This window comes from Maribacter aquimaris, assembly GCF_014596745.1.
In the GTDB taxonomy this organism is placed as follows: Bacteria; Bacteroidota; Bacteroidia; order Flavobacteriales; family Flavobacteriaceae; genus Maribacter_A; species Maribacter_A aquimaris.
On the sequence record NZ_JABTCF010000001.1, the window covers coordinates 483518 to 507611 of the forward strand.

The 24094-nt window shown below is 40.6% G+C and carries 21 protein-coding genes; 7 read left to right on the forward strand and 14 right to left on the reverse strand.

The features are described from left to right. Positions 1-38: 38 nt before the first annotated feature. The 3 genes from HPE56_RS02130 (at position 39) to HPE56_RS02140 (ending at position 3532) form a co-directional block, all read left to right on the forward strand. A complete protein-coding gene (locus HPE56_RS02130) occupies positions 39-2414 on the forward strand; it encodes a TonB-dependent receptor (protein ID WP_188242116.1) in 2376 nt (791 codons plus the stop codon). Positions 2415-2417: 3 nt separating this feature from the next. Beyond that, positions 2418-3224, forward strand: coding sequence for a DUF4249 family protein (locus HPE56_RS02135; protein ID WP_188242117.1), 807 nt, complete (start codon positions 2418-2420; stop codon positions 3222-3224). A 71-nt stretch (positions 3225-3295) separates the two neighbouring features. Beyond that, positions 3296-3532: a DUF6095 family protein gene (locus HPE56_RS02140; protein WP_188242118.1), complete on the forward strand. Its 237-nt coding sequence runs from the start codon at positions 3296-3298 to the stop codon at positions 3530-3532. A 32-nt stretch (positions 3533-3564) separates the two neighbouring features. Here HPE56_RS02140 and HPE56_RS02145 read toward each other — a convergent pair whose 3' ends face one another. Beyond that, on the reverse strand, positions 3565-4251 hold the full coding sequence (locus HPE56_RS02145; RefSeq protein WP_188242497.1) for a DUF4294 domain-containing protein: 687 nt from the start codon (positions 4249-4251) through the stop codon (positions 3565-3567). A gap of 104 nt (positions 4252-4355) precedes the next feature. Between HPE56_RS02145 and HPE56_RS02150 the strand changes: the two genes are divergently transcribed. Both HPE56_RS02150 and HPE56_RS02155 read left to right on the forward strand, forming a co-directional pair. Beyond that, the gene (locus HPE56_RS02150; RefSeq protein ID WP_188242119.1) at positions 4356-5444 is read left to right on the forward strand and encodes a M42 family metallopeptidase; all 1089 of its coding nucleotides are present in this window, start codon (positions 4356-4358) and stop codon (positions 5442-5444) included. Between the two features lie 24 nt (positions 5445-5468). Beyond that, a complete protein-coding gene (locus tag HPE56_RS02155) occupies positions 5469-6017 on the forward strand; it encodes an NUDIX hydrolase (protein ID WP_188242120.1) in 549 nt (182 codons plus the stop codon). Here HPE56_RS02155 and hisS read toward each other — a convergent pair. The 7 genes from hisS to rpsF all read right to left on the reverse strand — a co-directional run bounded on the left by hisS (position 6012) and on the right by rpsF (position 14843). Beyond that, a complete protein-coding gene (gene hisS, locus HPE56_RS02160) occupies positions 6012-7388 on the reverse strand; it encodes a histidine--tRNA ligase (RefSeq protein WP_188242121.1) in 1377 nt (458 codons plus the stop codon). The two genes, HPE56_RS02155 and hisS, sit on opposite strands and share 6 nt — an antisense overlap. Before the next feature lie 62 nt (positions 7389-7450). Next, positions 7451-7927: a DUF6495 family protein gene (locus tag HPE56_RS02165; RefSeq protein WP_188242122.1), complete on the reverse strand. Its 477-nt coding sequence runs from the start codon at positions 7925-7927 to the stop codon at positions 7451-7453. Between the two features lie 156 nt (positions 7928-8083). Then, the gene (gene yccS, locus HPE56_RS02170) at positions 8084-10231 is read right to left on the reverse strand and encodes a YccS family putative transporter (RefSeq protein ID WP_223170143.1); all 2148 of its coding nucleotides are present in this window, start codon (positions 10229-10231) and stop codon (positions 8084-8086) included. Positions 10232-10473: 242 nt separating this feature from the next. Then, entirely contained in the window at positions 10474-13656 is a 3183-nt protein-coding gene (locus tag HPE56_RS02175) for a TonB-dependent receptor (protein WP_188242124.1), read from the reverse strand. A gap of 84 nt (positions 13657-13740) precedes the next feature. After that, positions 13741-14190 carry a 50S ribosomal protein L9 gene (gene rplI / locus HPE56_RS02180; RefSeq protein ID WP_188242125.1) on the reverse strand — a complete coding sequence of 150 codons (450 nt, stop codon included), beginning with the start codon at positions 14188-14190 and terminating at the stop codon, positions 13741-13743. A gap of 12 nt (positions 14191-14202) precedes the next feature. Further along, positions 14203-14499, reverse strand: a complete 297-nt coding sequence (gene rpsR, locus HPE56_RS02185; protein WP_013307341.1) for a 30S ribosomal protein S18 — start codon at positions 14497-14499, stop codon at positions 14203-14205. Between the two features lie 5 nt (positions 14500-14504). After that, entirely contained in the window at positions 14505-14843 is a 339-nt protein-coding gene (rpsF, locus tag HPE56_RS02190; protein WP_188242126.1) for a 30S ribosomal protein S6, read from the reverse strand. Positions 14844-15075: 232 nt separating this feature from the next. On the opposite strand from rpsF, the gene HPE56_RS02195 reads away from it, so the two are divergent. Beyond that, entirely contained in the window at positions 15076-15768 is a 693-nt protein-coding gene (locus HPE56_RS02195; RefSeq protein WP_109650312.1) for a LytR/AlgR family response regulator transcription factor, read from the forward strand. A gap of 32 nt (positions 15769-15800) precedes the next feature. Here HPE56_RS02195 and priA read toward each other — a convergent pair whose 3' ends face one another. Genes priA through nadC form a run of 4 tightly spaced genes read right to left on the reverse strand, consistent with a single transcriptional unit; the run spans position 15801 to position 20532 of the window. After that, positions 15801-18257, reverse strand: coding sequence for a replication restart helicase PriA (priA, locus tag HPE56_RS02200; protein ID WP_188242127.1), 2457 nt, complete (start codon positions 18255-18257; stop codon positions 15801-15803). 12 nt (positions 18258-18269) lie between these two features. Then, the gene (locus HPE56_RS02205; RefSeq protein ID WP_188242128.1) at positions 18270-18710 is read right to left on the reverse strand and encodes a DUF2147 domain-containing protein; all 441 of its coding nucleotides are present in this window, start codon (positions 18708-18710) and stop codon (positions 18270-18272) included. Continuing rightward, positions 18694-19674 carry a YihY/virulence factor BrkB family protein gene (locus tag HPE56_RS02210; protein WP_188242129.1) on the reverse strand — a complete coding sequence of 327 codons (981 nt, stop codon included), beginning with the start codon at positions 19672-19674 and terminating at the stop codon, positions 18694-18696. The genes HPE56_RS02205 and HPE56_RS02210 overlap by 17 nt, the downstream gene beginning before the upstream one ends. Further along, positions 19675-20532 carry a carboxylating nicotinate-nucleotide diphosphorylase gene (gene nadC, locus HPE56_RS02215; protein ID WP_188242130.1) on the reverse strand — a complete coding sequence of 286 codons (858 nt, stop codon included), beginning with the start codon at positions 20530-20532 and terminating at the stop codon, positions 19675-19677. A gap of 82 nt (positions 20533-20614) precedes the next feature. Here nadC and rlmH point away from each other — a divergent pair, with 82 nt between their 5' ends. Beyond that, positions 20615-21088, forward strand: coding sequence for a 23S rRNA (pseudouridine(1915)-N(3))-methyltransferase RlmH (gene rlmH / locus HPE56_RS02220; protein ID WP_188242131.1), 474 nt, complete (start codon positions 20615-20617; stop codon positions 21086-21088). A gap of 68 nt (positions 21089-21156) precedes the next feature. Here rlmH and serA read toward each other — a convergent pair whose 3' ends face one another. Next, a complete protein-coding gene (gene serA / locus HPE56_RS02225; RefSeq protein ID WP_223170144.1) occupies positions 21157-23052 on the reverse strand; it encodes a phosphoglycerate dehydrogenase in 1896 nt (631 codons plus the stop codon). Between the two features lie 211 nt (positions 23053-23263). Next, positions 23264-24049 (reverse strand): alpha/beta fold hydrolase, encoded by a 786-nt coding sequence (locus HPE56_RS02230; protein ID WP_188242132.1) that lies wholly within the window; start codon positions 24047-24049, stop codon positions 23264-23266. Positions 24050-24094: the final 45 nt, after the last annotated feature.

The following is a 24094-nucleotide window of genomic DNA, read 5'->3' on the forward strand; positions in this document are numbered from 1 at the left end:
CCCTATTATTCTTCATACATTTACTAAAAATCGCATCAATGAATAAGAGGCCATTATCATTTATAATTTTATTTTTCCTTTTTTCTTTTATTCTATTTTCCCAACAAAAATATACTTTAAGCGGTACCGTATCGGAAGCTTCCAGTAACGAAACAATGATCGGCGTTACTATTGCCATTCCTGAATTGGGTACTGGTGTGACCACCAATGAATATGGTTTCTACTCCATTACACTGCCCGAAGGGGAATACAACATACAAATCAGTTATTTAGGATTTCAAGGGCAGACCCAAACCATCAGCTTAACCGAAAACAGCAAATTGAATTTTCTAATGGTTGAGGAAGCCCAACAATTGGAAGAAGTGGTTGTTACGGATTCAAGTGATAAATTGGATATTCGAAAACCACAAATGAGCGTAAACACCATGTCTGTGGCAACCATTAAAAAAATACCCGTAATCTTGGGGGAAGCCGACGTCATTAAATCCATTTTACTACTGCCTGGTGTCACCAATGCTGGCGAGGGATCTTCCGGCTTCAATGTTCGGGGAGGTGCCGTAGACCAAAATCTCATACTTCTGGATGAAGCCACTATTTTCAATTCCTCCCACCTTTTTGGTTTTTTCTCGGTTTTTAATCCTGATGCCATTAAGGATATAAAACTATACAAAGGGGGAATCCCTGCCCGATATGGCGGAAGACTTTCCTCAGTGCTTGATATCTTTCAAAAGGAAGGCAATAGCAAGGAACTGAAAATCAATGGGGGTATTGGCCTGGTAGCAAGCCGTTTACTTGTTGAGGGACCCTTGAAAAAAGACAAGGCGGCCTTTCTCATTGGTGGTAGATCGTCCTATGCCCATCTATTCCTACCCTTGTTCGACATAGACAATACCGCCTATTTCTATGACCTGAACACCAAAATCAATTTCAAGATAAACGAGAACAACAACATCTTTTTGTCCGGGTATTTTGGGAGGGATGTTTTTAGTATCAGCGACAGTTTTGTGAACACCTATGGCAATGCCGTCGGTAACTTTCGTTGGAACCACTTGTTCTCCAACAAGTTGTTCTCCAATCTTTCCTTGATTTATTCCGATTACTACTATGGACTCAAATTGGATTTTGTCGGATTCAACTGGAATTCAGGGATTCAAAACTTCAATGTGAAGTATGACTTAAAGCATTACCTGAATGATAATCTACAAATAAACTACGGCCTTAACAATATCTATTACCGCTTTAACCCAGGAAAAATAGAACCAAGCAATGCTTCTTCGGGAATTGTGGAAGATCAACTTATTCAAAAATACGCCAATGAATTTGCCGCGTATATTGATATTGAACATGATATTACCCCAAATTTAAGTTTGGGCTACGGATTGCGCTTTAGCAACTTCAACCGTTTGGGACAAGAGGAAGTAAACGTATATGAAAATGACAACCCAGTTGTCTACAACCCTTCCCTTCAAATCTATCAGGAAGCGGACCCCATATCCGTTTTAAATCCTAAGCGTAGCGAAAGTCTGGCCAAATTCAACAATTTTGAACCTAGGATCAGCGTATCGTACATTATTAACGACAACAGCTCCGTAAAGGGCAGTTACACCCGATTGGCACAATACCTCCACCTCATATCGAATACTAGTTCACCAACCCCTCTGGACGTATGGACCCCTAGTGGCTCTTTTATTGAACCACAGCTTCTGGATCAATATGCCTTAGGGTATTTCCGAAATCTTAAGGAAGGTGATTATTCCGTCGAAACCGAGGTATTCTATAAGGACATCCAAAACCGTATTGATTATATCGATGGTGCCAATCTTATCGCCAATGATGCCATTGAGCAGGTTATCCTTAATGGTGAGGCCAGGGCCTATGGACTGGAATTCCTATTTCGAAAGAATACCGGAAAACTTCAAGGTTGGTTGGCTTACACCCTTTCCAAATCTGAACAAAGAACACCAGGTAGAAACATTACCGAACCCGGTATTAATAATGGTCAGTGGTACAATACACCTTATGATAAGACCCATGATTTTTCCATCTATGGCAATTATGACCTTAATAGTAAATGGAGTTTCAATACAAATTTTGTGTTTCAAACAGGGCAACCCACCAACTACCCCATAGGGCAATATGAATATCAAGGATTGACGGTCCCTTACTATGGACTAAGAAACCAAGAAAGGCTACCGAGTTATCACCGCCTCGATCTATCGGCCAGTCTTACCCCTAGAAAGAATGCGAATAGAAAAGTACAGGGGGAATGGATATTCAGCCTTTACAATGTTTACAATAGACGTAATGCTGCCTCCATTTCGTTTAGCAGAAATGAGGATACCAATGTGAATGAAGCGGTACGAACTTCGATTTTCGGGATAGTACCTGCCGTTACCTATAATTTTAAATTTTAGGCCATGAAAAAATATGTACTTGTAATATTTGTGCTTTCCTTTGTTTTCGGTTGTGAGGATGTAGTCGAAATAGACGTACCCAAGGATGACACACGTTTATCGATTGACGCCTTGATCCGTATTGATACCGAGACATCAACAACACGCGTAGCGGTAAAGGCTACCGAAACCACCAGTTTTTTCGAGGAAATTGAGCCAGCGGTTTTAGACCAAATACAATTATTGAACACTTCCTCTAATACGATAACAGACCTCGTGGAAGACCCCTCTGGCTCTGGTGTTTATGTTGCAAATTGGCCAACCCGTGAATTGATGGAAGGTGATTTCCAATTGAACATTCTGTATAACAATGAACAATATGAGGCCACGACCACCTTTGTGCCCACGGTACCTTTCGATGATTTAAGACAAGGGGATGGTACATTATTCTCTGAAGACGAAACGGAAATCGTGGTTTCGTATACCGATGTAGCCAATAGCGATGACTATTATCTCTTCGATTTTGGATTTAATGAATACCTCGTATCCGAGGACACCTTTTATCCTGGACAGTCCTTTGAATTCTCTTACTTTTATGAAGACGGACTTGAAGCAGGAAGAAATCTGAATATCAGTATTTTAGGTGTAGATGAAACATTTTACAATTACATGAACCAATTGATTGCTCAAAGCGGGGGTGACCAAGGTCCTTTTCAGACCCCAGCAGCCACGGTTCGGGGAAATATCATTAATACCACTGATTCGGAAAACTTGGCCTTAGGATATTTTGCCCTATGTCAGGAATATAGGGAAACTATCATACTGGAATAAAATTATGGTGTAGTGTCACCCAATTATTACGCTAGAATGGATACTTTTATTGTTATAACATTTTAACCGGCATGAGAACCAATAAAGACCTATTGATTAAAGGCATAAAGCATTTTGCTTATACCTTTCTTTTAATGTTTACCGCTCCCACGGTATTATGGCAAGCTTTCAAAAACCAGGAACACTCCTTTTACATCCCGGTTCTGATTGTGGGCCTTATTTTGGCCATTGCGGCAATTGCCATGGCCTTTTATAGTGTTCATTTAATCATGAATGCCCTGTTCAATACACCAAAAAAGAAAAAATAACGGCTAAGCTTCTTTTAGCAAAAACCACTACATTATTTTTTATCGGTACTTGCGGTACGCCATTTGTCCTCCAAATCCATATAATCGAAATCCAAAGCCGATTTTTGTCGTTTCAATTTACCGGCCGCGAAAGCCCGCTGTAAAATATCCTCGATAAGGTAGTCCTCCTGTACCATTTCAGGATCATACTCCTCCTTTAAACTGATATTGAACATTTTGGCCGTCGTATTGTACCAAAAAGCACGCCAACCATTTCTTAGTTCCTTCACCAGGTTAAAAGCGTTATATCCCGTTTGTCGGTAAATAAGTTTCACCAAGATCTGTCCCTCGGTACGCGTCAGTTTTTTCAGTTCATCCGAAAATTCCCCTTCAATATATTTTTGGACTTTCTTCGTGTATTTTTTTCGTTTTCTTGGCTTTTTTATTTTTGAGAGACTATCATTGAGCTCCTGCAAACGCTCCGCAGCCATCTTCGCATAAGGAAATACCTTAATGGTCTTTCTTCGTAGGATATAATATCTGAGTTTTTCTTTGTAGGACGGGAATTTCAGTCGGCTAAAGACATACACTTCCTCAAGGGGAATAGAGTTGTATACAATCGAATCCCCTTCAATAACGATCATTTTTTCCATGATAGAATCCAAAGGCCGATCTTCCACCTGTGCCATAACAAGCAGCGAAAAGAAGCTGAAAACAAAAATCAATATGTTCTTTTTCATCATTGGGTTTAAAGCAAAAGCCTTGCCAAATTTAACGATAATTAACCATGGTTATTATTAATTGGAAGTGAATATTGTTAAGTTTGTATACAAAATTATTATATATGGCCACAAAGAATATTCTCAACAAAAAATCAATGGATTTTTTGGAAAAATACCTGAATAACGCAGCCCCAACAGGCTACGAATGGGAAGGACAAAAGATTTGGATGGAATATCTAAAACCTTATGTAGATACTTTCATAACCGACACCTATGGCTCTGCCGTTGGAGTCATTAATCCGGATGCCAAATTCAAAGTAGTTATAGAAGGGCATTCTGATGAAATTTCATGGTATGTCAACTACATTACCGATAACGGACTATTGTATGTAATCCGGAATGGTGGTAGCGATCATCAAATTGCACCTTCAAAATGGGTGAACATCCATACGAAAAAAGGCATTGTGAAAGGTGTTTTCGGTTGGCCCGCTATCCATACCAGAAATAAGGCTAAGGAAGAACCACCTAAATTGGATAACATCTTTATTGACATAGGCGCCAAAGACAAGGAAGAAGTTGAAAAAATGGGTGTTCATGTAGGCTGTGTCATTACCTATCCCGATGAATTCCAAATTCTAAACAAAGATAAATTCGTATGCCGAGCGATAGACAATAGGGCCGGTGGCTTTATGGTCGCGGAAGTTGCCCGATTGTTGCATGAGAACAAAAAGAAATTGCCTTTCGGATTGTATATAACCAATTCCGTTCAAGAGGAAATAGGGTTACGCGGCGCTGAAATGATTACCCAGACCATAAAACCGAATGTGGCGATCATTACCGATGTGTGCCACGACACGACGACCCCTATGATCGAGAAGAAGACCGAGGGCCATACCGAAATAGGTGCAGGGCCGGTTATTTCTTATGCCCCTGCGGTACAGAATAAACTACGGGAAAGAATTATAGAAACAGCGGAAGCCCATAAAATCCCATTCCAACGAATGGCAGCCTCCAGGTCAACAGGAACCGATACCGATGCCTTTGCCTACAGCAATGGCGGTGTAGCTTCTGCCCTTATCTCCTTACCGCTACGCTATATGCACACCACTGTGGAAACCGTGCATAAGGATGATGTTGAGAACGTGATTCGTTTGATTTATGAAACGGTATTGAATATAAAGGACGGTGAGACTTTCAGTTATTTTGATTGATGGACTCTTTTAAATAATTTTATTATGGATGAATTGGTTGATATACTGGATGCTGAAGGAAACTCCACCGGAAAAACAGCCATGAAATCCGAAGCCCATAAACATGGACTGTTCCATCCGACAGTCCATGTTTGGTTTTATACCAAAAACGGACAGGTATTATTGCAGCAACGAGGAAAGGACAAGGATATACATCCCCTACTCTGGGACGTTTCCGTAGCCGGACATGTAGGAGCGGGCGAAAATATTGAAACCGCTGCCATTCGTGAAGTCGCTGAAGAAATAGGTTTGGATATCACTTCCGATGAACTGGGGAAGATCGGGGTTTTCAAATCCATACAAGAACATCATGAAAACTTGATCGATTGTGAATTCCACCACACCTTTCTCTGCGAATTAAAGGTGCCTTTTTCACAATTGCATAAACAGGACTCCGAAGTTGAGGCCTTGGCCCTTACCCCACTCCTGAAGTTTTCAGAGGAAACCTGGGGATTGGCCAATCCACAAAAATATGTTCCACACAGCGTGGATTATTACAAAACAATAATCAAGGCCATTAAAAAAAGGTTATAGCCTTTTTATGAAATCCTTGATTTCATCCAGGCCATACGTATGTTGTTCACCGCTGGCCATATCCTTGACCACGAAAGTCTTGGTGTTCATTTCATTTTCGCCGATCAGCACTACAAAAGGCACCTTGCGGTTATTGGCGTATTTCATTTGTTTTTGCATTTTGGCCTTACTGGGGTACACATCTGCGGTAACCCCTTGCTTTCGCAACTGGGTCACTAATGCCAAAGCCGACATCGATTCCCTTTCCCCAAAGTTCATGCAAAGCACATCCAGTGACTTATCCAAGGTTTCAGGAAATAAGTCCAATTCTTCCAAAACCAAATAAATTCGGTCTAAACCAAATGAAATACCCACTCCGCTCACATTTTTCAGCCCAAAGATCCCCGTTAGATCGTCATAACGTCCACCACCGCCAATAGAGCCCATTTTAACGCCTTCTGGCGCTCCAACCTCAAAGATGGCTCCTGTGTAATAGTTAAGCCCTCTAGCAAGTGTTACATCGATTTTTAGGTTTGCGGATTCCAATTCCAAATCCCTAATGGCATTGATAATAAATCCAAGCTCTTCGACTCCCTTGCTACCTTGCTCGGAATCCGCAAGTAAATGCTTTAGGGCCTCCAATTGGGAAGCATTGTCACCGGAAAGGTCAAAAAGCGGTGCTGCCTTGGCTATCGCTTCTTCTGAAATACCTTTGGCCAGCATTTCCTTTCGTACCCCTTCTACCCCTATCTTATCCAATTTATCCAAAGCCACGGTAAAATTCACCAAATTGTCCTGGGCTCCAATAACCTCGGCTATTCCGGCAAGTATCTTTCTGTTGTTCAACTTTATGGTAACCCCTTCCAATTTCAAATCAGCAAAAACAGCATCGTACAACTGGATCAATTCCACCTCCTGTAAAAGGGAATTTGACCCAACCACATCGGCATCACATTGATAAAACTCCCTAAAACGACCTTTTTGGGGTCGGTCTGCCCGCCAAACAGGCTGTATCTGATAGCGCTTAAATGGAAAATCGATCTCATTTTGGTGCATCACCACATAGCGTGCAAAAGGCACTGTTAGATCATAGCGTAATGCCTTCTCCGAAATCTTCGCTGTCAACGATTTAGAATCCTTGGAACTGTAGGTAGCATCATCTACCTTACTGATATAATCACCTGAATTCAATATCTTAAAAATCAAACGATCCCCTTCATCCCCATATTTACCCATTAAGGTCTCCGAATTTTCAAAAGACGGGGTTTCAATAGGCTGAAAACCAAAAATCTTAAAGTGCTTTTTTATAATCTCGAAAATATAGTCGCGTTTTGCGATTTCGGTAGGTGAAAAATCACGGGTTCCCTTAGGTATACTTGGTTTTTGTGCCATTTGGTAAATTTCTAATGCAAATATATGTTTTTGTTGATCCTAGCCTTCGCCTGAATTTGATATTATTGTATCCCGATCATGCTGTCGAACCATTTATACAAATCCCCTTTGGTGATCGTAGCCCCTTGTTGGATCAACTTGAATTTGTCCAGGTTCTTATCCTCTGTGTACGCTTTAGATGCCGTTAAATATTCCACAAAGTCGGATTGCCAATTTTTCTTGAACCAACCAAACCCCTCCTTGGTCATTAAATCAACATCCGGATTCATCACCTTGACCGAAATGAGTTTCATTTCCTTATCGGTCAGTTCGAACAGATGCATTTGTTGGGCGGAAATATTCTCAAGATACGCAACCTTGGTCAATACCCCTTCCCAAATTAAATCACTGAAAACATCCAACTCCTCTTCTGCCACTTCCGGCTTCTTAGCCTTTAGTTCTTCCCACTCTTCAGCCGTAATGGATTGTGTTGCCAAGAAATTTATGAATTCCTGATGCAGTTCTTCCAATTGTTGCTTGGTCAATCTCGTATATTTCATCGATTATCTGATTTGTTACTGGTTTCAGTCTGCAAAAATAAAAAGCCCTGACAGAATCGTCAGGGCTTTTAAGATTATTTTCTGTATTCTTCCTAAAAAATATAATGTACACCTCTTTTATCCCCCTCTATGCTTTCTTATACAGTCAACCGTTTATCAACTTTCACCAGTGGTTGTCGTAAGTTTGGATAGTTTAGCCTGTTCAAGAATCTGTAAGGTTACGTGAACAATATTATACAATAAGATATATTGCATTTGCGTTGCCTCTTTGTTCGTGGCAAGCAATTGGGTACTTATCTCCTTGAGCATATTTTCAATCGGTTCTATTTCACTATTGTGTTGTGTTGTCAACCAATTAAAGGCATCGTCCAGTGCTTTTAAAATGTCATTCTCAAACTCCAGCACCTGTATAGTCCCACCTTTTTCCTGTGCCCTGTGGGCCCCTAATGCCGATAAATACGACAACAAGGCATGGTTTAGATAGGTTAGCGTAAAAGCCGTTTTATTCAGTTGTTGCTGTTTTTGGGGATCTAACTGCATGTTTTGCCAAACCTTAACCAAGGCATTATCGGCACGATGGGCTTCCCTTCTGGCTATTCTATATTTTAAATCATCTGTTGTAGGGTTTTGGTATTGATCCAAAATAGCCTTAAAATAAGCTGTGTTTTTATGGATGACCCCACTTAGCAAGCTTGGTAGTTTTTTGTATTGCCACTCCGGCCATAAAAACCGGACCACCATAAACGAAATAAACGCACCTATAAGTGTGGCCAATAAACGGGGGGCCATAACGTCTACCCCCTTGTTGGACATGATATTAAAGGCGCATAACACAAAAATGGTAATAAAAACAACCCCTACGGAGTAACGGCGTTTCATCCAAATAAAAAACAAATAGGCCGAAGTGATCAGTAGTACGATTTGTCCAGAAAAAGAAAACAGTCGAATTATCAAAACACCAACAACCACACCGGTTAAGGTTCCTATGGTTCGTTCCAATAATCGTTTTCTTGTTTCACTGAAACTGGACTGTAAAACAAACAAGATGGTCAGGACAATCCACTCCCCTTTGTCTATATTAAAATATTGATAGACCGTAAATCCAATTAGGAAAGACACACTCAACCGCAACGCATGACGCATTCTCGGATGATTGATGTTCAATTGTAATTTTAACCGTTCAAAATACGAGCGCGTTTCTTTTTCCAATTTTGGCAAGGAATCCGTGTCGTAATTTTTATCAATGCATTTTAATGTTTCATGACACTGCGTAATATTATTGATCAATAAACGCAAAGGAAGCGAACCTTTTAATGGATTGGTTTCCAATAATCCATTCATGGTTCCAACCAACCAACTTAACGCCATGGGATGTTTGTACGGACTACCGGTAAGTAAACTTTCGGCAAAATTATTGGTAGCAAATGCCAATTCATGCAATAATTGACGAATACCCCCAATCAATTCAATGTTGGCTGGATCCGTAGTCAATAAATCGTACCGTTCATGACTTGAGGTCGCCCTTTCGTGCAATCCTTGTAACACCATAAAATAATGCAAATAGGGCAATAAAGGTTGCTGATTTTTAAGCGCCTCCCCATAGCTGTTCAAAACTTCCTTACAGGAATCCAATGCCTCAACTATTTGTATGTTCAACAGGGCAAGTTTTGTTCTTACTTCCTTTTCTGATTCGCCATCACTGGGGAACAGTTTGGCCTTTTCATCAAAATAGTTTGAGAGCGCGTAAAATCCTCTGGCCAATTGTTCATTTAGAAGACTATAAGGTTTTAAAAGCAATATAACATATGAAAAAGCACCATAAATAAAGGCTCCTAATGAAAGGAGGATAGGTTGTATATACCAATTAGGACTTATTTGCGCCCCGATCATCGTATAAACCCCTATGAGTAAGGCTCCAAAAGTTACACCCCTAAAACGCTCACTGATACCCCCTATCAGTATAAACACAATGGTTGAAAGGGATAGACCAATGCCTAGCAGTATGGGGTATGGTTGCAATAATTCAACTGAAAAACTGGAAATAGCAAAACTGATGATTTTCAAAGCCATGGACTTCAAGCGCCCATTCGGGTGATCCTCCGTTTCTGAAAGCACCCCTGCAAGCGCTCCCAAACCCAATGTTACAGCGTAAAATGGCAATCCCAAGATCACCATTAAAATAACCAATGAACCTATGACGATAGTTCCTTTAAACGCCAATAGCCTATTAGGGTTCTTTAAAAACAGATTCCGATAATATTTATACCAAGAAATTTGTTTTAAGTTGAAAGAAAGTCGCTTCATTGCCATGGCTATTTGTGCCTTTTGTAATAAAACCACAAAAGTAAACAATAGCTATGGCTTAGTATGTATTATTAAACCATATCAGTCAATTTCTTGCAAGGGTGAAATACCCCCTTCTTCAACCGAGCCACATGTTTCAACTTCCTGTAAAGACGTTTTTCGAAGCTTGGTGTTCTATCATACCGCAAACAAAAAGCCCTGACGATGCTGTCAGGGCTTTAAGATTATCATCTGTATGTTTCTTAAAAAATGTAACGTACACCAAATTGCCCTTGCCATCTAGACAAAAGACTTGCGTCATACCCAAAAGTCTCGGTCAACTCAGGATTAAACGTATAGGTAGGTACATTTGTATTTGGATCCACTGAAACACTTAATGGGTTCAGATTATTTGGCTGCTGAACAACACCCCAATCCGAATTCAATAAGTTTCCTACATTCAAAATATCAAAACTTAACTGAATGGTATGGGTCTTACCCCCTGAAACCTTGAAGTTATAGTCCTGAAGAATCTTTAAATCCCATTTTCCCCTCCAAGGGGCCAAAGCACCATAACGCTCGGAATATTCCCCTCTATGGTCACTCAAATAATCATCTTGCTGAATATATGATTCAAAGGCCGCCGCTTGATTGGCTCCTGTAAATTGCATTTGTTGTACTTCGGTAGTGGTGGGAATATAGATTAGGTCATTGTTTTGGAACGAGCTATCGTTGTTTATATTACCCGCATAGGTATAATTGAACCTACCTCCTTGGGCATATTCAAAGAACGTGGAAATGGTGGTTGCCCATTTATTGTCTGTACCGTACTGGAATTGTTTTGATCCCACACCGATAAACCGATGTGTATCCCCATATTTTGAAAAGCCCAACACATCAGCATTGGCATCCCCTAAATTGGGATTGAAATCGAAAGCATCCCCTGTGATTTCCGCTTCAATGGAATTTACATCCTTGGCATTTAAATAACTATAGGCCAACATGGCGTAAATACCATTATCAAATGTTTTTTGTCCTTTTAGCGATAAGTTCCAGATACGTCCCTTGTCCGAATTTGTAAATACGTATGCACTAGTTGGACCTCCAAAAGCATTGGTGGAAACATCACTCCCCAAATATATCGGTCTGTTATCACCAGGAGCATTCAAAGTACCTGATGGGTCACTGTACGCCCAGTTCTGTACGTGGGAAGCATTCAAATCCTTTGTATAGGAAACATCGGCGGTTAAAACGAATCCGTTGTCAAATGCCTTATCCGCACCAAGGTTGGTTCTCCATACTTGAGGCCATTTAAAATCCGGATCTACAGCTTGATAAAAGAAGAAGTCCACACCCTGCACTTGGTTACCCAACCATACAAAAGGCAATCTTCCTGTAAACACCCCGGTTCCACCACGGAGTTGTAAGGTATTATTACCTTGTACATCCCAATTGAACCCTACCCTTGGGGATATCATCCAATCATTGCTTGGCAACTGCTCAGAATCAATCGTTGTCGCTTCCCCTGTATTGGGATTGTAATAAAGATTGTCTGGCTGATAATTCGCTGATTTCCTTTCAATGTTATCCCTGATTTTTTCCTTGGTGTCAAAGTATAATGGCTTATCAAAACGAACTCCGTAGGTCAACTTGAAATCGTCAGTGGCACTCCATTCATCCTGAAGGTAAAAAGAAAGTTGGCCAACGTTTGTTTCCGCTAGCGTCCATCCACCATCCGCTCCATCCTCAAACTGATTATTGTTCGCATAAGTCGCTTCAGCACCTTGGATCAATCCATCAACCAAACCTCCTGGTTGGGCATTGTCCAAAAATTCCTGTACACTTCTAAAATTTCCGAAATAACCATCCTCGATAGGAAATCCAAACGTTCCTCCGTAAAAACCTAGGTTGAAGGAATTATCGAATTGGAATTTTTCAAAGGCGAAACCAACCGTATAGGTATGGTTACCTTTAAAAATGTTCATGTTATTCGTGATTTGAAATACTTTTTGGTCCAATCTGTTATGAATGGAAAATGGTTCATGACCTGCAATAATGTAGTTGGAACCTGCACCATCTTGAATAATGATACTCGGAGCCGGTGATGAAAGTGGATCTCTAAAATCATCGAAATGGGAATAGCCAATCTGTAATTTATTGGTCACTTCGTCGGACAAGGTGGAATTCAACTCCAATTGTACGGAGTTCAATTTATTATTGATCTCGTATCCTGATTTTTCGAACTGCAACGTTGTAAAACTAGGCCCCCTTACCCCAATTGCCGTAGGGTGTGCAGGTTTTTCCTTGGAAGCTTTCAAAAAGTTATAAATAACTGCCAACCTGTTTTTATCATTGATGTTCCAATCCAATTTAAAAATACCCTTGGTAGATTCGGAGCCATAGGTAAACCCTTCATAGGCCCCAGTATCATACCCTAATGTACCTAAAGCGGATTGTACGGCCATAAGATCACTTTGCAACACCCTGGATTCATTAATGGCACCTGAGCCCGTATTGGGTATCCATCCGTTTGTACCAAGATCATCCCGTTGTTCTTTTTCAAAGTTTGCAAAAAAGAAAAGTTTATCCTTAACAATAGGACCTCCGATACTAAAACCATATTGACTTTGATTCAAATCAGGCTTTACAACACTTTCGCCGCGGATTTTTCCTCCGGTCAGACCTTCATTACGCGTAAACCCATATACTGTACCATGAAAGTCATTGGTACCACTCTTTGTTACTGCATTTACGGTTGCCCCCGTAAATCCGGATTGGGTTACATCGTAAGGAGCGGTTGACACTTGGATCTGTTCAATGGCATCCAAGGAAATGGGCTGTGCATCGGTTTGCCCACCAGGAGTCGGGGAATCCAATCCAAAAGGGTTGTTGAAAATAGCCCCGTCCAAAGAAAAGTTATTGTATTGATCGTTTCGACCCCCAAATGAATTGCCACTTGCAGTAGGCTCCAAACGGGTGAAATCCTGCGCAGAACGCGAAATAGTGGGTAAACGGGTCAATTCCCTTCGACCAACACTGGTCTCAGCACCTGTTCGACCATCCCCGAAGGTACCTGACCGATCCGAAACCACGATTACTTCATCAAGTGCCTGACTATCCGTAAGCATTGCAGCATCCAAATCAAAGGTTTGCCCTAAGGTTAAAAACACATTGTTCAGTTCTTGGGTCTTAAAACCGATATAAGACAAGGTAACCGTGTATGGTCCACCTACTCTCAGGTTCAATAGATTATAACGGCCATCCTCATTGGTAATCGCACCATAAGTAGTACCCGTTGGGGTATGGACTGCGACAATATTAGCCCCTAATAAAGGTAAATTCCGATCATCGACCACCTTACCTCTAATATTGGAAGTCGTGACCTGTGCCATTGCCGTAAGAGAAACGAACAGCAGCACCATGCTAAGTTGGAGTTTTCTGTACATATGTTTGGTTTGAGTTAGATCCAAAAATAGCACAAAAAAAGAGCTATGCAGGCATAGCTCTTAAAAGTTATTAACGGTAAGTTCCTATTTATCAGCAACTACCTCAAATGGGAAATCGATAATCACATCCCTGTGAAGTCTTACTTGTGCAGAAGCTACACCAGTTCTTTTTACCGTGCCTCCGAGAATATTGATGAATTTTTTATCAATCTCGTGTCCTTCTTTTTCAAGTGCAGCGGCTAAATCTATTGATGTAACCGATCCAAAAAGTTTATCACCAGCACCAGCCTTTGCCTTAATTTTAAGTTCAAGGGTCTTTAATGCCTCAGCTACTTTATTTGCAGCGTCAATGACTTTCTTTTCTTTATGGGCTCTCTGTCTTAAATTTTCTGCCAATACCTTTTTTGCTGAAGGAGTAGCCAATGAGGCCAACCCTTTAGGTATTAGAAAATTTCTTCCGTAACCGTTCTTAACACTTACTAAATCGTCTTTAAAACCTAAGTTTTGTACGTCTTCCTTTAATATAAGTTCCATGGTTCGTTTCTTTTATTTTAATAAATCACCAACATAGGGCATAAGTGCCAAATGGCGGGCTCTCTTAACGGCCTGTGCCACTTTTCTCTGATATTTCAAAGAAGTACCTGTTAACCTTCTTGGAAGAAGTTTTCCTTGTTCATTAACCAATTTCATTAAGAAATCAGCATCCTTATAGTCAATGTATTTAATACCTGACTTTTTGAAACGACAATATTTCTTTTTTGTGTTGGTTTCGATATTCAATGGGGTCAAATATCTGATTTCCCCATCTTTTTTACCTTTTGCCTGTTGTTCTATAGATGCCATAGTACTTACGCTTTAGATTTTAGTCTTGTTCTTCTTTTCTCAGCCCATTCAATGGCATGCTTGTCTAACTTTACAGTCAAGAAACGCATTACACGTTCGTCTCTTCTGAATTCCTGCTCATAAGGAGTGATTACCTCCCCAGGTGCTTTGAATTCAAATAAGTGGTAAAAACCACTCTTTTTGTTCTGTATTGGATAAGCCAATTTCTTGAGCCCCCAATTTTCGTTGGATACCATTTTGGCATCATTCTTGATTAAGAAATCCTCGAATTTCTTAACTGTTTCCTCTATCTGAACATCTGATAGAACGGGATTTAAAATGAAAACAGTTTCGTAATTGTTCATAAATATTTTGTTTTAAGGATCGCAAAAATAAGAATATTTACGAGTTAACACAAGAAAACGAGAAAATCTTCGTTATAGATAGGATAATTATAATAATAGAACCAAACAAAAATTGAATTTAATGATCGATGCAGATTACACAGTATTTAATGCAATGTTTACAACTTTTATTGCAGTTCAGCGTGTTATTTCGGTAATTTGTCGATGATTTAACCCCACAAATCAACCTTTTATGAAATTAAGAAGTATTATTGTTGATGATTCATCAATGCAGCGGATGGCGGTCGCAAAATTGGTCAACAACCATCCTAACCTAGCAATGGTTGCTGAATATAGCAATGCGATCGAGGCAAAGAACGGTATCAAAAACCATGAAATCGATTTGATTTTTCTTGATGTCGAAATGCCCATCATAAATGGATTTGACCTACTCGAGTCCCTAGAAAACAGTCCTCAGGTGATTTTAATCACCGGTAAACCCGATTATGCCCTTAAGGCATTCGACTATGACGTAACAGATTATTTGCACAAACCCATTACGATGGCACGTTTTGATGCATCTGTTAAAAGAGCAGTCGCAAAATACGAACAAATGAACAGGGTTCTTGAGGATGAAGAACACATCTTCGTAAAGAGTAACCTTAAGAAAAGAAAAGTTATACTTAACGATATTAAGTGGATAGAAGCCCTTGGTGACTACATAAAATTAGTGACTGATGAAGCCAATATCGTAATCTTATCAACAATGAAATCTTTCGAAAAGCAACTGCCTGAAGAAAAATTTCTTAGAATCCATAAGTCTTATATCGTTAACCTTGAAAAGGTTGAGAAATTCAACAGTAAAAATGTTGAAGTAAGTGGAAGGTCTATTCCTTTAAGTAGGAATAAAAAAGCCGAACTGGCCGAAGCGCTGAGTAACGTTTAATTTTACCTGGGAAATTTCTGGGATTTACAATGTTAAATGTGGTCTACATTGTAGATTACCCTAACACTTCTGAACTGCGAAATGGCATTAAAGGAATTTTCTATTCTTTTAATGCTATTTTTTGTTTTGCCCAATGGTTGTCCCAAAGGGATCTTAATAATCACATTCTTCAGGTATTGATTCCGTATTCGTGCCACGGGAGGATATTCAGGCCCTAAAATGCCTGCCCGAAAAATAGTTCTCAAGCCTTTGGCGAACCATTCAGCGGCATCGTTCAACGTATTGTAATTTTTGTGCTTGAAAGTAATCTTGATAATTCGATTTACTGGTGGATAAAGAAACTGTTCCCGCTCGTATAGCTGCTCTTTGAACATTCCCAAATAATCATTTGTTGAAACCTGTTTCAATATTTGATGATAAGGATTGAAACTCTGGACAATCACCTTTCCCCTTTTTTGGGTACGCCCTGCCCTACCCGCAACTTGGGTCAATAGCTGAAAACTACGTTCATGGGCGCGATAATCCGGGAAATTCAACAAAGAATCCGCATTCATTATCCCTACTAGGCTCACATTTCTAAAATCGAGCCCTTTGGTAAGCATTTGCGTACCCACAAGCACATCCAACTCTTGTTGCTCAAAAGCAGTTATTATTTTTTCATACCCATATTTTCCCCGGGTCGTATCCAAATCCATTCGGCCCACTTTTGCATCGGGAAACAATTTCTTAAACTCATGCTCCACCTGTTCGGTACCAAACCCTTTCGTATCCAAGGTTGGACTACCACAGGCCTCACAGATTTCAGGAAGGGCTATATGGTGTCCGCAGTAATGACAACGCAATTGCTTTTTAAACTGGTGATAGGTCAAACTTACGTCACAATTGGGACACTGGGGGGAATGCCCACAAGTGGTACATTCAACAATAGGCGCAAAACCCCTACGGTTCTGAAACAGGATTGCCTGTTCCCCATTATCCAATGTATCCGTGATTTCCTCCAACAATCGCTCAGAGAAATGCCCCTTCATTCTTCTTTTTCGGGTCTGCTCCTTTAGGTCGACCAATTCAATATCGGGCATTAAAACATCGCCAAACCTTCTATCAATTCTTGCATAACCGTATTTTCCCGTCTGCGAATTGTAATAACTCTCTACGCTAGGGGTAGCTGACCCCAAAACAATATTGGACCCGTGCAGATTGGACAACACGATTGCTGCGTCCCTTGCGTGGTATCTCGGCGCAGGATCGAATTGTTTAAAAGAACCTTCATGTTCTTCATCGACAACAATAAGCCCTAAATTCGAATAAGGAAGAAATAATGCGGAGCGAGCGCCAATAACGATTTGTGCCTTGGCCTTTTTTGCCAGGACATTATTCCATACCTCCACCCTTTCATGAATGCTATATTTAGAATGGTAAACAGAGATCTTTTCCCCGAAATACTCCTGCAGTCTTGAAATCAATTGCGTGGTCAATGCAATTTCAGGAAGTAAATACAAGGCCTGTTTCCCAGCGTTGATACAAGTTTCGATAAGCTTCATATAGACCTCGGTCTTGCCTGAGGAAGTTACACCATGAAGCAATGCAACCTTATGACCATCAAAACTTCCTTGAATTTCATCCAAAGCTTTTTGCTGATGTTCATTCAGGCTTTTTAAATCAAAATCCCCCGCAGTCCCATCATAATTGACCCTATCGACCTGTATGTGGTATTCCTCCAAAACACCTTTGTCTATCAAGGTCTTTATCACGGCCTTGGAACTGCCACTCATCTGTTCCAAATCAGTGATCTTTATCGGCTTCTTATCCTTTACCTCCAATTGGAAAAGGGATAATACCACTTGACTTTGTTTCGGAGCCCTTGTCAAAGATTGCAGCAACTCCTCCAACTTCCCTTCGGACTGGTATGCCGTACCTAATTTTACATACCTTACCAATTTTGGTTTATATTGCTCGTAAATCTCGTCTTTTAGAAGAATGACCTGTTTTTCAATCAACCTGTTCAATATGGGCAGTACATTTTTCCGGTCGACAATGGCACTGACCTCATCAACCCTAAGCATCGATTGATGCTGCAAGGCCTCATAAACCAAAAATTCATCATCCTTTAGATCACTTTCATCAACCTCCCCCCTTTCATTCCGTAGGATCAGGGTTTCACTCTCTAACAAAAATGCGCTTGGCATGGCACTTCGGAACACCTCCCCAAGTGTACACATATAATAATCGGCAATCCACCGCCAATGTTGCAACTGTATTGTGTTTACCACTGGGGTATCATCCAATATCTTATGGATTTCCTTAGCCTCATACACCTCAGGAGGGGTAGTATGGATTTCAAATACCAGGGCCGTGTATATCTTTGATTTACCAAAAGGGACCGCAACACGCATCCCAGGTTGTAAAAACCGGGATTCAGGTTCCGAAATACTGTAGGTGAAAAGCTTTTCTAGCGGAATGGGTAAGATGACGTTGATGAAATGTTCCATACACCCCGTCTTTTAGCTTTCAACGCGCAACCAAGTTTGCGTTCTATAAATAATAGCCAAATACCCCCGAACCTTAAGCTCATTGTGATTTTCCGGATTCAACCATATCTTGCATCGAAACGTCATAGCCTGTTGTGGATCGAATAGTTTTTTACCTTTCCATTCCCCATTATGGTGTTCTTTAGCCGCTTCTATAATCGTCATTCCTAATATAGGTTGATCCTTTAACTCCCCATCGCATTTAGAACAAACAGCGCTTTCTTTACCCTCTTCCAGGATTTTGACAACGTGACCATACATGAGGCCATCCTTCTCATAAATATCAATAATGGCTTTGGGCTTGCCTGTGCGGTCATCAATGGTCTTCCATTTGCCGAATACACTTTGCGATTGTACGGTAAAGGAGAACATGACCAACATTCCCAATAGTAATAGTTTACTTCTCTTTGTCATCTATATTGATGTTTTTTCGTAATGAATTAAGTGATGCGTTCAGTTCGAACCCGAGCAGCAATATATTGGAATTTAACCAAATGAACACCATTAGGATCAATAATCCTCCCAATGCCCCATATAATTCGTTATATCTCGCAAACTTCTCAACATAAACCCCAAAAAGATACGAAGTCAAAACAAAGAGTATCGTGGTCATTAAAGCCCCTACCGAAAAGAATTTTGCCTGTTTTCCTTCTGCGGTACCGAAATAATATAAAATGGCGGTTGTGAAATAGGACAAAATCACAAAAAAGAGAACCTTGCCAACCTGTGCTCCTATGATGTCATTTTCTGACAAATTAAAACCATTGGACTTTGCGGCCCATGCACTTAGATAATCCAGAATATAAAATTCAAAATACACGTAGATTGCGGCCCCTAAAATCAAAAGTACGGATAGGATCAGCCCCACCATAAGTGCATAGGCATACTGCCGTATAAAATTCCGGGTTAATTTAACATGATATGAATTCTCAAATCCCCCAAAAATAGCATTCACCCCATTGGCCATTAAGAATATCGAAATAAAAAATGCCGAGGATAGCACCCCGCCACTTTTCTGATCTTTAATCTGCTGATAAATATCCCCAAAATACTCACTGGTCGCCGATGGGAGAAAAGATTCCAGGAACAATAGGAATTGGGCATCAAAGTTTTCATTGCCCACACTCGCGTAGGGCACAATGACAGGCACCAGGGATACCAAAAATATCAAAAGGGGAAACAGTGCCATAAACAGACTAAAGGCAATGGAGCTTGCCCTAGAGGATAATGCACCCTGTACGATACCCAGGATATACATTTCTGCAAGGTCATACAGTGAAAGCCCTTCAAAAGCCGGTAATTTTACCTTTTTCAAAAGGGATACCAGCCAATTGACTACAGGGATTTTATCAAGTTTAGCTTCTATCTCCTCCGACATTTATACCGCTTTAAGGCTAAGGTCCATATTGTAAACCGAGTGTGTTAAAGCCCCTGAGGAAATGTAATCTACCCCACATTCCGCATATTCCCTAATTGTTTGTTCGTTGATTCCTCCTGAGGATTCCGTTTGGCATTGGTCTCCGATCATGGCCACTGCCTTTCGGGTATCTGCATAATCAAAATTATCGATCAAGATACGATGAACGCCTTTGGTTTCAAGAATTTCGCTAATCTCATTCAAATTCCTTGCTTCGACAATAATTTTCAAGTCCCGTTGGGTTTCCTTTAAATATGCCTGTGTTTTTTGTATCGCCTTGGTAATCCCTCCCGCAAAATCGATATGGTTATCCTTAAGCATGATCATATCATACAGGGCAAACCTATGGTTTTCACCACCCCCTATTTTTACAGCCCATTTTTCAAGAGCCCTAATCCCAGGAGTGGTTTTCCTTGTATCCAGTATTTTAGTTCCCGTACCTTCCAGCAAGGTGACATAGGAATTCGTCTTGGTTGCGATGGCACTCATACGTTGCATTGCATTCAACACCAGACGTTCTGCCTTTAATATACTTTGTGAACGTCCGGAAACATAAAAAGCAATATCCCCATATTTTACCTCAGCCCCATCCTCGATCAACGTTTCCACCTGCATTTCATCATCTATATGAGCGAACACCTGCTTGGCAAAATCAATCCCTGCAATGATCCCCTCATCCTTGACCAAGAGTTTCGCCTTTCCTTTGGCGGTTTCAGGAATACACGCCAAGGAGCTGTGGTCCCCATCACCAACATCCTCACGAATGGCATTGGCAATTATCAAATCGATCTCATGTTGAAATTGTGCTTGTGTAATCATTGGAAAAAATGGTTTGTGCTAAATTACTAAAAACAATATCCAATATGAATATCCTATTGGCTGAAAGTTTTATTTTTGGGTCATGACCATAAAACTACTTGCCATTGGCAAAACCGATAGTGCTTCTTTACAGCATCTTATATCCGATTACGAAAAAAGACTCCATCATTATATCAAGTTTGAGTTGGAAATTATTCCGGACCTGAAGAATGTAAAAAATCTTTCTGAAGTCCAACAGAGAGAAAAAGAAGGTGCATTGATCCTGAAAAAACTCAGCAATACCGACGTTTTGATTCTTTTGGATGAAAATGGAAAACAATTTGATTCCGTTGGATTCTCGAATTACCTTCAGAAAAAGATGAACTCAGGCATAAAACAATTGGTTTTGGTCATCGGTGGGCCATACGGTTTTAGTGATGCGGTATACGCAAAAAGCCAAGGCAAAATCAGTTTATCGAAAATGACCTTTTCCCATCAAATGGTTCGCCTTTTCGTGGTTGAACAACTCTATAGGGCATTCACTATTTTAAAAAATGAACCTTATCACCATCGTTGATCTTTAGGCATCATTGATCCCTTTTTTATAGGAATCACCCCCTGTTTTGGACCATGTATCCCAAAGTTTTAGTAAAGCACCCTGAATTTAATCGTATTCTCAATCTTACGTAAGGCTTTGATGACCTCCTTGTTGTACTCCTTATCCAAATCGGTGATTACATAACCCAACTCAGAGTCGGTTGACAGATATTGCCCATTGATGTTCAATTCATACTCTGCCAATACCTTGTTGATCTTGGCCATGATACCAGGTACGTTCTTGTGAATATGCAAGAAGCGATGTGCATTGGTTTGTTTCGGCAACCTGATATTCGGGAAGTTCACGGCATCCACGGTGTTCCCCGAATTGATATAGTCCATGATCTTATTAGGGACAAAATCGGCAATGTTACGTTGGGCCTCTTCGGTACTTCCCCCAACATGTGGCGTAAGTATTACGTTGGGAAGTCCCTGTAATTTGGAATGGAATTCCCCATTGGCCCTAGGCTCTTCAGGATATACATCCACAGCGGCACCAGCAAGCTTGCCGCTTTCCAACGCTGCGGAAAGCGCATCGATATCGACCACAAAACCTCTTGAAAGATTGATCAACATCGCTCCGTCCTTCATTTGGTTTAGCTCACGCTCCCCAATAAAATCCTTATTGGCCTTATTGTCGTCTATATGTAAGGTCACCACATCGGAAATATTCAATAAATTTTCCAAGGTTTCACAACGTACGGCATTACCAAGGGCCAGTTTATCATCGATATCATAATAATACACCCGCATACCTATGGCTTCTGCCAAGACCGATAATTGCTTACCTATATTACCATAGCCTACAATTCCAAGGTTCTTACCCCTGACCTCCCTTGAATTGCTGGCAGTTTTGTTCCATTGTCCCCCGTGTATCTCGGTACTACGTGGAAAAACACTACGCATAAGCATAATGATCTCCCCTATGGCCAATTCCACGACAGAACGCGTATTGCTATAGGGTGCGTTGAAAACAACAACCCCCTTAGACTTACAGTAATTCAAATCTATCTGTGTGGTACCGATACAAAAGGCTCCCACGACCAATAACTTGTCGGCCGCATCCATGACTTTTTGCGTTACTTGGGTTTTAGATCGGATACCCAACACATGAACACCTTTTATCCGCTCTATCAGTTCTTCTTCCGATAGGCTCGTCTTTACCAACTCCACAGAAAAACCATCTTCCGAAAGATTATGGAAAGCGGCTGGGTGAACATTCTCTAAAAGAAGGATCTTAATTCTATTTTTAGGATAGGAGATATTTCGTGGCAAATCGTTGACAAAAAGAAACTCATCCAAATTGGGTGTCACGTGGTCGGCATGTTCAGCAGCTTTTTCCCGATGCACATTTTCTGTATAGGCGAAGAACTTATCGGCAATACCCGCCTCGCGCATAACATAATCACTATAACCATCACCGATGACCTGTACCTCTCCTTTTAAATCGAGGTTTTTTAAACATTCAATCTTACCATTATGGGTCGCCAGAACATTTTTCTCATCAAAACCAATGATGTTTCCCTGCTCATCGAATTCAAAGGTATTTGCAAATACCCTTTCGGAGGGAATATTATATTCCTTGACAATAGGATCGATAAATTCTTTGAAACCACAGGAAATAACGTAAATGTCATCAGAGAATTTTTCGAAAAATTCCTTGTTGGATTCAATGGACTTCGAAATCTTATGACGCAACTCCTCCACTAATCCATCCAAATCATCCTTATGGGCCTCCAATAGTTTAATGCGTTGCTCTAGGGATTCTGTAAATGAGATATCCCCATCGATACCTAAATTGGTTATTCGTTGGATTTCCCCAATTATCTCTTCACGGTTCGGTTTACCCTGTAAGGTCATCTCCGCCAAAACATCCAAAGCCTCAACCCTGGTCAAGGTACTATCAAAATCAAAAACGTATTTACGTGCCACTTCGGTTATCATATTTAGATTATTGCCTAAAACTCACAGGTTTCCATAAAGATGGAGCAGACCCGATATTCTTTTTAAATCAAGCGATAAAAGTAAAAATTAATTCGTAAGCCATGGCTGGAATCTTATCAAAAGTTATCCCTATCACCAAAAGCCTTCATTTTGATAAATAAATCAATCCATTTTTGGCAAAATCAAGAAAGACCCTTTCCTGACTGGCCCATTAGTTCAAAAAAGTCAACACAGCCTTGGAAAAATCCAATGTTTTATACGTGCCATTGTGATCACCATCCACGATTTTCAACTCAGCCTTGGGTATGGCCCTTTGCAATTCACGGGGATCGCCATTATCATCATCCTTATCACCCGCTATGACCAACACTTTCTTTCGTAATGCTGCCAGTTCTTTTAGCGAGGTCACTGGTTGGTATTTTTGTTGTAGGTGCAATGAACGCAAATCCGCATGTATCGACTTGGCATAATCAACCGCGCCTTGGGTAACCTCGTTGGTATTGCCCGCAAAAGCCGCGGCGAACATTATTCGTCGATCCCAATCGGGAAGAGTGAAGTCTATGCCCATTCCTCCCAACACAGCCTTTTTAATACGCTTATCCTGAGTCAATAATTTAGCTAAAACGATACTTCCGCGGGAGTAACCCACCGCCTTGTATTTTGTGATTTTCAAATGATCCATGAGCAACAATAAATCCCTAACCTCAGCATCATTGGCATATGCCTTATCATCCTGAGGTTTATCCGAATCACCATTACCCCTTAAATCAGGAATGATAACGCGATAGCCCTTGGTCAAGAGGTCCTTCTTCAATACGGTTTGGTCCCAAGATTTCCGGGTATTGATAAAACCATGTATGAGTAGGACCGGTTTACCTTCACCTTCATCAGTGAACACCAATGTTGTACCATCAAAAGAAGTGAATTTTTGGGATTGGCCCCTAAGACCCTTACCGATGAACAAAAGAATGAGGAAAACAATACGTATACCAACCATACTCCACTTTTATATTTATAAATGATTCCCAGTGAAAGTTCAGGG

What these genes read in the sequence shown, in the direction of transcription:
- nadC (WP_188242130.1), bottom strand. Translation starts at nt 20,532, where the DNA reads ATGATTACACAAGCACAATTTCAACATGAGATCGATTTGATAATTGCC.
- HPE56_RS02230 (WP_188242132.1), bottom strand. Translation starts at nt 24,049, where the DNA reads ATGGTTGGTATACGTATTGTTTTCCTCATTCTTTTGTTCATCGGTAAG.
- HPE56_RS02195 (WP_109650312.1), top strand. Translation starts at nt 15,076, where the DNA reads ATGAAATTAAGAAGTATTATTGTTGATGATTCATCAATGCAGCGGATG.
- HPE56_RS02175 (WP_188242124.1), bottom strand. Translation starts at nt 13,656, where the DNA reads ATGTACAGAAAACTCCAACTTAGCATGGTGCTGCTGTTCGTTTCTCTT.
- HPE56_RS02140 (WP_188242118.1), top strand. Translation starts at nt 3,296, where the DNA reads ATGAGAACCAATAAAGACCTATTGATTAAAGGCATAAAGCATTTTGCT.
- rplI (WP_188242125.1), bottom strand. Translation starts at nt 14,190, where the DNA reads ATGGAACTTATATTAAAGGAAGACGTACAAAACTTAGGTTTTAAAGAC.
- priA (WP_188242127.1), bottom strand. Translation starts at nt 18,257, where the DNA reads ATGGAACATTTCATCAACGTCATCTTACCCATTCCGCTAGAAAAGCTT.
- serA (WP_223170144.1), bottom strand. Translation starts at nt 23,052, where the DNA reads ATGATAACCGAAGTGGCACGTAAATACGTTTTTGATTTTGATAGTACC.
- hisS (WP_188242121.1), bottom strand. Translation starts at nt 7,388, where the DNA reads ATGGCACAAAAACCAAGTATACCTAAGGGAACCCGTGATTTTTCACCT.
- HPE56_RS02130 (WP_188242116.1), top strand. Translation starts at nt 39, where the DNA reads ATGAATAAGAGGCCATTATCATTTATAATTTTATTTTTCCTTTTTTCT.
- HPE56_RS02205 (WP_188242128.1), bottom strand. Translation starts at nt 18,710, where the DNA reads ATGACAAAGAGAAGTAAACTATTACTATTGGGAATGTTGGTCATGTTC.
- HPE56_RS02210 (WP_188242129.1), bottom strand. Translation starts at nt 19,674, where the DNA reads ATGTCGGAGGAGATAGAAGCTAAACTTGATAAAATCCCTGTAGTCAAT.
- yccS (WP_223170143.1), bottom strand. Translation starts at nt 10,231, where the DNA reads ATGAAGCGACTTTCTTTCAACTTAAAACAAATTTCTTGGTATAAATAT.
- rpsF (WP_188242126.1), bottom strand. Translation starts at nt 14,843, where the DNA reads ATGAACAATTACGAAACTGTTTTCATTTTAAATCCCGTTCTATCAGAT.
- HPE56_RS02145 (WP_188242497.1), bottom strand. Translation starts at nt 4,251, where the DNA reads ATGAAAAAGAACATATTGATTTTTGTTTTCAGCTTCTTTTCGCTGCTT.
- HPE56_RS02150 (WP_188242119.1), top strand. Translation starts at nt 4,356, where the DNA reads ATGGCCACAAAGAATATTCTCAACAAAAAATCAATGGATTTTTTGGAA.
- rlmH (WP_188242131.1), top strand. Translation starts at nt 20,615, where the DNA reads ATGACCATAAAACTACTTGCCATTGGCAAAACCGATAGTGCTTCTTTA.
- HPE56_RS02135 (WP_188242117.1), top strand. Translation starts at nt 2,418, where the DNA reads ATGAAAAAATATGTACTTGTAATATTTGTGCTTTCCTTTGTTTTCGGT.
- HPE56_RS02165 (WP_188242122.1), bottom strand. Translation starts at nt 7,927, where the DNA reads ATGAAATATACGAGATTGACCAAGCAACAATTGGAAGAACTGCATCAG.
- HPE56_RS02155 (WP_188242120.1), top strand. Translation starts at nt 5,469, where the DNA reads ATGGATGAATTGGTTGATATACTGGATGCTGAAGGAAACTCCACCGGA.
- rpsR (WP_013307341.1), bottom strand. Translation starts at nt 14,499, where the DNA reads ATGGCATCTATAGAACAACAGGCAAAAGGTAAAAAAGATGGGGAAATC.